This is a genomic window from Streptomyces oceani (assembly GCF_001751245.1).
GTDB lineage: Bacteria > Actinomycetota > Actinomycetes > Streptomycetales > Streptomycetaceae > Streptomyces > Streptomyces oceani.
Window position 1 is genome coordinate 1 of the sequence record NZ_LJGU01000134.1, and the last position, 7,340, is coordinate 7,340.

Annotated in this window: 7 protein-coding genes and 1 pseudogene; 6 read left to right on the forward strand and 2 right to left on the reverse strand. The window is 71.2% G+C overall.

Annotation, left to right across the window (positions count from 1 at the left end; translation table 11 throughout):
• The first annotated feature begins 359 nt into the window (after positions 1 to 359).
• Positions 360 to 1,574, forward strand: coding sequence for an amino acid deaminase/aldolase (locus tag AN216_RS18515; RefSeq protein ID WP_070197828.1), 1,215 nt, complete (start codon positions 360 to 362; stop codon positions 1,572 to 1,574).
• Here AN216_RS18515 and AN216_RS18520 read toward each other — a convergent pair.
• Together AN216_RS18520 and AN216_RS18525 are read right to left on the reverse strand one after the other, a co-directional pair.
• Positions 1,527 to 2,549, reverse strand: a complete 1,023-nt coding sequence (locus AN216_RS18520) for a DUF2510 domain-containing protein (protein ID WP_244502526.1) — start codon at positions 2,547 to 2,549, stop codon at positions 1,527 to 1,529. The two genes, AN216_RS18515 and AN216_RS18520, sit on opposite strands and share 48 nt — an antisense overlap.
• A gap of 196 nt (positions 2,550 to 2,745) precedes the next feature.
• Positions 2,746 to 3,234, reverse strand: a complete 489-nt coding sequence (locus AN216_RS18525) for an OsmC family protein (RefSeq protein ID WP_070197832.1) — start codon at positions 3,232 to 3,234, stop codon at positions 2,746 to 2,748.
• Positions 3,235 to 3,286: 52 nt separating this feature from the next.
• On the opposite strand from AN216_RS18525, the pseudogene AN216_RS27320 reads away from it, so the two are divergent.
• The 5 genes and pseudogenes from AN216_RS27320 to AN216_RS29750 all read left to right on the forward strand — a co-directional run.
• A pseudogene (locus AN216_RS27320) lies at positions 3,287 to 3,562 on the forward strand (flap endonuclease); the annotation flags it as partial.
• Positions 3,563 to 3,972: 410 nt separating this feature from the next.
• Positions 3,973 to 4,890 carry a 5'-3' exonuclease gene (locus AN216_RS18530; protein WP_070197830.1) on the forward strand — a complete coding sequence of 306 codons (918 nt, stop codon included), beginning with the start codon at positions 3,973 to 3,975 and terminating at the stop codon, positions 4,888 to 4,890.
• A 117-nt stretch (positions 4,891 to 5,007) separates the two neighbouring features.
• Positions 5,008 to 5,862 (forward strand): siderophore-interacting protein, encoded by an 855-nt coding sequence (locus AN216_RS18535; RefSeq protein ID WP_070197831.1) that lies wholly within the window; start codon positions 5,008 to 5,010, stop codon positions 5,860 to 5,862.
• Between the two features lie 252 nt (positions 5,863 to 6,114).
• On the forward strand, positions 6,115 to 6,528 hold the full coding sequence (locus AN216_RS29745) for a transposase domain-containing protein (protein WP_212732723.1): 414 nt from the start codon (positions 6,115 to 6,117) through the stop codon (positions 6,526 to 6,528).
• A 250-nt stretch (positions 6,529 to 6,778) separates the two neighbouring features.
• Positions 6,779 to 7,216: a hypothetical protein gene (locus AN216_RS29750; protein ID WP_212732724.1), complete on the forward strand. Its 438-nt coding sequence runs from the start codon at positions 6,779 to 6,781 to the stop codon at positions 7,214 to 7,216.
• Positions 7,217 to 7,340 lie beyond the last annotated feature (124 nt).

A 7,340-nucleotide genomic window follows, 5' to 3' on the forward strand; every position in this document is an offset into this window, starting at 1 on the left:
TGGGGCGCGGCGGTGCCGCGGGTCGCGGAGGCGCGGTCGGTCGTGGTGGCCCGGTGGTGCGGGGCGGCGTGGGCGTCTCCTCGGGCGCGGCCACCGTAGGCGGCGTCGAGGGACGCGGCGGCATCACGGGTGGTAGCGGGACATGCGGATCAGGGGAACCGTCGTCCTCCGCGGTCATCCGTGTCCCCTCCCGCGCCTCGTTGCCCACACGAGTGCCCTTCGAGCCGTACGTCCCCTCCGGCAACGCCCCGCCGCCCGCTGGCGCGTGGTGTGCGCGGTAACTCTACGGGGCGTACAGGTAGGTCCGGCAAGCCGAAGGCGGACTGTGTTGCACGCGGCGCCTCTGGCAAGCTGCCGGGGTGTACGACAGGAGCCGGGACCTCGCCGCTGACCGCATCCGATACGACCGTGCGACCGCCGACCTCGACGCGCCGCTCGCCGTCGTCGACCTGGCCGCGTTCGACGCGAACGCGGCCGATCTGCGGCGTCGGGCCAGGGGTAAGCCGCTGCGTGTCGCCAGCAAGTCGCTGCGCTGCCGCGCGCTGCTGGAACGCGCCCTGGACCAGGACGGCTTCAGCGGAGTGCTGAGCTTCACGCTGGCCGAGTCCCTGTGGCTGGCGCGTTCGGGTCTGCCCGATGTGCTGCTCGCGTACCCGAGCACGGACCGGCGGGCCTACGCGGAGCTGGCGAACGACCCGAAGCTGGCCCGGGCGGTGACCGTGATGATCGACGACCCGGCCCAGCTGGAGCTGATCGACGCCGCCCGCCATGACGGCAGCGAGGAGATCCGGGTGTGTCTGGAACTGGACACCTCACTGCGGCTGTTCGGCGACCGGATCCGTGTCGGCGCCCGTCGGTCTCCGCTGCGGACGCCGGCCGAACTGGCGCACCTGGCTCGTACGGTGCTGCGGCGCCCCGGCTTCCGGCTGGTCGGGCTGATGGCCTACGAGGGACACGTGGCGGGCGTGGGCGACGCGGTGCCCGGACGTCCCGTGCGGTCCCGGGCGATCCGGCTGATGCAGCACGCCGCCCGCGGCCAACTCGCCGAGCGGCGTGCCGCCGCCGTACGAGCGGTCCGCGCGGTGGCACCCGACCTGGAGTTCGTCAACGGCGGTGGTACCGGCAGCGTCCAGCACACGGCCGCCGAGGAGGCGGTGACGGAGATCGCCGCCGGCTCGGGGCTGCTCGTGCCGAGACTGTTCGACACGTACACCTCGTTCACCGGGCGCCCGGCCGCGCTGTTCGCCATGCCGGTGGTACGCCGCCCGGGACTGGGCGCGGTCACCGTGCTGGGTGGCGGCTACCCGGCGTCCGGCGCCCCCGGCGGCGACCGGCTGCCGCAGCCGTACCTCCCCCCGGGGCTGCGCTACGATCCCGTGGAGGGTCCGGGCGAGGTGCAGACCCCGCTGCTGGGCGGGGCGGCGGACGACCTGCTGATCGGCGACAAGGTGTGGTTCCGGCACGCCAAGTCCGGCGAGTTGTGCGAGCGTTTCGACAGCCTGCACCTCGTCGAGGGACGGGAGGTGTCAGCCGCCGTGCCGACGTACCGCGGCGAGGGCCGTACGTTCCTCTGAGGCCCGCGCGTGTCCGCGGACTTCGGCGTCGACCTGCTCGCTGTTTCCGTCGTCCTCCTGGATCACGCCCTCGCGCACTCCCTCACGCAGTTTCTCCAGGGCGCTTGGTGGCGGCGCGTCGTCGTGGATGTCGACACTCCCCCGCAGGATCACCAGTCGGCCCGTCCCACCCGGGTGCCGGAAGGCCACGGACTCCACGTACGCGCCGGTCCCCTCCTCGGTCTCCACCTTCCACTGCACCCGGTAGCCCCGCTCGCCGGCGACCCGCACGTCCTCGGCCGCCACCTCCTCCGTCGACGAGATGCCGCCGTAGCCCTGCGAACCGTACGAACGCCGCACGTTGGCGCGGATGTCGGTCTGCGCGGCCCGCTCGGGGCCGCTGCTCTCCGCGGGCGCCCGCAGCAGCGAGGCCCCACCGCGTACGCAACGCGCCTCGGGCTCCTCGGGACAGGGGTAGGACTCGGAAGTCACCGTGGCGGCACCGCGGGAACCCTCGGTGCGCTCCCAGCCACCCAGCAACGGCAGCACCACACCCTCCGCGAGTTGGGTGGCGCCGCCGTCCGGGGAGGGCGTGTGCTCGGGCCCGGACTCGCGTGGTTCGTCCTCGGGGGTCCCCTCGCCCTCCGGCACCTCGGAGGCGGTGGGGGCGGAGTCGCCGCCCGCCTGGTCGTCCTCCTCTCCGGAGTCTCCTCCGGCGATCAGGACGCCGCCGACCACCAGCGCCACCAGCACGATCGCGCCGCAGACGACACCCGCTATCAAGGGCCCCCGGGGTCGACCGGCCGAGCTGGGGGGCGGTATCGGCGGGCCGGACGGCAGCACGGGGGCGCCCGGTGCCGGCGAGCCGGGGGAACCAGGGGCGAACTGTCCCGCTCGGGTGTGCTCGGTCCATCGCGCACCGTCCCACCAACGCTCCGGGGACGGGCCGTTACCGGAATGCCCTGGGTCTGGAAACCAACCGGGCGGAGTCGTCATGGTCACGCGGAAATCCTAGTGGAGCGACACTGCGTGACACTGGCTGGTGCCGCGGAACAGTCCCGGGACGCACGGCGTTTCGACGCCCACCACGCCCGGCGCCCGTACGCCGCGTCCCAAGGCGGCATGCCACACCCGGGGTTGCCGGATCCTCGTACGGCCTGCGCGTACGAGGTACGCGTACGCGGCCGGACGATCACCCCTGCCGGCGCTCGGTGTGGATCATCGGTTCGTGTAGCACCGGGAAGTCGACCGAGCGCGCGATGAAACACAGCGCCGGAACGTCCGCGTGCAGCGAGCGGGCCGGCTCCACCATGGTGGCCTCCGCCACGGTCACCCGCGGACGTAGCACCGCCTCGGTGAACCGCCCGCCACCACGGCCCCCTTCGTCCAACTCCAGGGCGCCGACCGGCTGGTCGACGTAGTCGGTCACCACCACCCCGTGCGTCGAGCAGAGGTGGAGATACCAGAGCATGTGGCACTGTGCGAGGGAGGCGAGCAGCAGCTCCTCCGGGTTCCAGCGCTCCACGTCCCCACGGAACCGCGGGTCGGCGGAGGCCGGGATGCTGGGTTTCCCCGCTCCGCGTACCTCGTGGGTGCGGGCGAAGGAGCGGTAGGTGGCGGTGCCGGCGCCCGTGTTCCCGGTCCAGCGGACGGTCAGTTCGTAGCGGTGTGGTGTGGACATCCTCCACAGGGTAAGGACTCCGGGATGCCGGTCGCTGTCAGTGTCGTACGGCATGATCGGAGGGGTGACTTCGACGACTGCGCGGCGCCTCATGCTGCTCGACACGGCATCCCTGTACTTCCGCGCGTACTTCGGCGTGCCGGATTCCGTGCGTGCCCCGGACGGCACGCCGGTCAACGCGGTGCGCGGACTGCTGGACTTCATCGCCCGGCTGGTGCAGGACCACCAGCCGGACGACCTGGTGGCCTGTATGGACTTCGACTGGCGGCCCGCGTGGCGGGTGGCGCTGATCCCCTCGTACAAGACGCACCGCGTGCGGGACGNAACCGCCCGCCACCACGGCCCCCTTCGTCCAACTCCAGGGCGCCGACCGGCTGGTCGACGTAGTCGGTCACCACCACCCCGTGCGTCGAGCAGAGGTGGAGATACCAGAGCATGTGGCACTGTGCGAGGGAGGCGAGCAGCAGCTCCTCCGGGTTCCAGCGCTCCACGTCCCCACGGAACCGCGGGTCGGCGGAGGCCGGGATGCTGGGTTTCCCCGCTCCGCGTACCTCGTGGGTGCGGGCGAAGGAGCGGTAGGTGGCGGTGCCGGCGCCCGTGTTCCCGGTCCAGCGGACGGTCAGTTCGTAGCGGTGTGGTGTGGACATCCTCCACAGGGTAAGGACTCCGGGATGCCGGTCGCTGTCAGTGTCGTACGGCATGATCGGAGGGGTGACTTCGACGACTGCGCGGCGCCTCATGCTGCTCGACACGGCATCCCTGTACTTCCGCGCGTACTTCGGCGTGCCGGATTCCGTGCGTGCCCCGGACGGCACGCCGGTCAACGCGGTGCGCGGACTGCTGGACTTCATCGCCCGGCTGGTGCAGGACCACCAGCCGGACGACCTGGTGGCCTGTATGGACTTCGACTGGCGGCCCGCGTGGCGGGTGGCGCTGATCCCCTCGTACAAGACGCACCGCGTGCGGGACGTGTCCGACGCCGGTCCGGACACCGAGGAGGTCCCGGACACGCTCTCCCCACAGGTCCCGGTGATCGACGCGGTGTTGGACGCGCTCGGTATCGCCCGGGTGGGCGCGCCGGAGTGCGAGGCCGATGACGTCATCGGGACGCTCTCGACCCGCGCCAGCGGACCGGTGGACATCGTCACCGGCGATCGCGACCTGCTCCAACTCGTCGACGATGACCGTGACGTGCGGGTGCTCTACCCGGTCAAGGGGGTGGGCACGCTGGCGACGTACGACGAGTCCGCGCTGCGCGCGAAGTACGGCGTGGACGGCCCCGGATACGCCACCCTCGCACTGCTGCGCGGCGATCCCAGTGACGGACTGCCCGGGGTGCCCGGGATCGGCGAGAAGACCGCCACCAAGCTACTGGAGCGGTTCGGTGACCTGGACGGGATCCTGGCGGCCGTCGCCGACCCCGGATCCGGGCTGACGCCCGCGCAGCGGAGCCGGTTGGAGACGGCACGTCCCTATCTGGACGTGGCACCACGGGTGGTCCGGGTGGCGCGGGACGTGGCGCTGCCGGAGTTCGTTGCCACGCTGCCGGCCGCGCCGCGCGATCCGGCCGCGCTGGAGTCGCTGGCCGGCCGCTGGGGGCTGGGCGGTTCGCTGGAGCGGCTGCTCGGCGTGCTGGCGGGGAGCGCGCGGCGGTAGTGCCAAGGGCTGAGGCGGGCGGGAGCGGCGAGCGCAGAGGCGACCATCGTTTGATAGGTTAGGTATACCTAAGTAATCGTGCATCGCTGTGTCCTCCTGGAGGCCCCTGTGGCAGATGTGGCAGGCCGTACGGCCACACGCAAGACGTCCGATCTCCATCACGCCCAGGTGGTGCGCACGAAGCGGCTCACCCCGCACATGGTGCGTGTGGTGCTCGGTGGGGGCTCCCTGGCGGAGTTCCCCGGCGGCCAGCACACGGACGCGTACGTCAAGCTGCTGTTCCCCGTCCCGGGCGTGACGTATCCGGAGCCCTTCGACATCACGCGGATCCGCGCCGAGTTCCCCCGCGACCAGTGGCCGGCCACCCGGACGTACACCGTGCGCCGCTGGGACGCGGAACTGCGCGAGCTGACACTGGACTTCGTGGTGCACGGCACGACGGGGCTCGCCGGCCCCTGGGCCGAGAGTGCCCGTCCCGGTGACAGCATTCGCTTCCTCGGTCCCGGAGGCGCGTACTCCCCTCGTACGGAGGCGGACTGGCACCTCCTGGCCGGTGACGAGAGCGCGCTGCCGGCGATCGCAGCCGCGCTTGAGCAGCTGCCCGCGGGCGCCACCGTGCGGGCGCTACTGGAGGTCTCCGACCGCACGGAGGAGCAGCAGCTGAGCGTTCCCGCCGGCGTCGAGGTGAACTGGCTGCACCGGGGAACGGCCCGTCCGGGAGAGCTGCTGCTCCCGGCCGTCCGTTCGCTGGACTTCCCCGCGGGGCGGGTGCACGCCTTCGTGCACGGTGAGGCGGGGATGGTAAAGGAGCTGCGCAGGCACCTGCGGCTGGACCGTGCGGTGCCGCGGGAGGACCTGTCCATCTCCGGATACTGGCGCCTGGGCCATGACGAGAGCGGCTGGCAGGCGTCGAAGAAGGAGTGGAACGCCCGGGTGGAGGCCGAGCAGGAGGGGGACCGGCAGCCCGCCTGAGGTCCTTTAGGCCAAGGCCGTGAAGTTATGGCTCCGGGGGTGTTGGCAAGTGCGCTCTGATCTGCGGTTACTCGGGACGTGAGAAGCGGAGCCCCGGTAGAACTGCCAGTCGACGAAGATGGCCGTTCACGGCACCGGAGGCTCCGCTATCCGATCGGTGTGTCATCACGCGTGAAATCACGGTGACGAAGGGCCTGTTCGCCCCAGGGCACCTGGGGGAACTCACTCGAATCGTCCCGTTCGAGATGATCGATGCGGCCCTGGGGTCCCGAGACCGGTGCTGTCCAGCGACGCCTGCGGAAGATCCCTGCCCGGGTGCTGGTCTACCTGCTGCTGGCCGCAGCCTTGTTCGAGGACTGCGGCTACCTGGCCGTCTGGCGCAAGCTCACCGCCGCGCTGGAGGCGATACCGGTCGCGAAGATCACCGGCACGGCGCTCTGGGACGCCCGGACCCGTCTGGGGTGTCCGCCCCATGCGGGCCCTGTTCGACCTGTTGCGCGGCCCGGCCACAACACCCCGTACCGTCGGGTCCCGCTGCCAGGGCCTGCTGACCGTCGCACATCGACGGCACCTACCTCGACGTCCCCGACGTCCCGCTGCGCCAGGGCCGTCTGGGTAAGAGCACCAACCAGTACACGGCCTACGGTTACCCGCAGATCTACCTGACCGCACGACCGAGGCTGCCTTCCTGGCTCGCGTCTCGGCCGTCCGCAAGCCCCCGGTTCTGGCCCGCTTCGACGACGCCTCCTACCTCTCCCGCTTCAGTGGCATCGAGGTCCGTATCATCGGGTGCGAGATCACCGCCACCACCAGTCAGGGCCGTCAGACTGGGCCCCATCGACGGGCCACCAACCTCCTTGACCACCACCGATACCCGGCATCCGGCCTGGCCAGCCTGCATCACGAGCGATGTGCAGTGGAGTCCGCGTACTTCGCGATCAAGAAGTCGATGCTGGGCCGCCGGGTCCTGCGCTCGAAGACCTGGGCCGGCATCGCCCAGGAGGTCTACGCCCTGCTGGTCGCCTACCAGGTCCTGCGGATCGCGATCGCCGACGCCACCGCGACCACACCCGAAGCGGACCCGGACCGGGGCAGTTTCAGCGTTGCGCTCCGATGCGCCCACGATCAGATGATCCAGGCCGCGGGCATCACCGCCGACACCGCCATCGAACTCGTCGGAACGATCGGCCGAGCCATCCTGGACCAGCTCATGCCCTCCCGCCGCCTGCGCGTCAGCCCCCGCGCAGTAAAACGACCTCTGTCCCGATACGCGTACAAGAGCCTCAAAGTCGACCGACCCACCTACACAGCCACCCTCAGCATCAACATCTTGAGCCCGGCGAACAGCCCGTAACTTCACGGCCTTGAGCTTTAGGCCACCGCACCGTGCCGACGCCGCCCCATGGCTGTTACTGGGCACTAACCGACGACTGTCCAGGTGTCCCGGCCCGCCAGGAGCGTGCCGAGGTCGCCCTTGC

Coding starts and splice junctions, on each gene's coding strand:
- AN216_RS18520 (WP_244502526.1), bottom strand. CDS start 2,549: ATGACGACTCCGCCCGGTTGGTTTCCAGACCCAGGGCATTCCGGTAAC.
- AN216_RS18525 (WP_070197832.1), bottom strand. CDS start 3,234: ATGTCCACACCACACCGCTACGAACTGACCGTCCGCTGGACCGGGAAC.
- AN216_RS18530 (WP_070197830.1), top strand. CDS start 3,973: ATGCTGCTCGACACGGCATCCCTGTACTTCCGCGCGTACTTCGGCGTG.
- AN216_RS29745 (WP_212732723.1), top strand. CDS start 6,115: ATGCGGCCCTGGGGTCCCGAGACCGGTGCTGTCCAGCGACGCCTGCGG.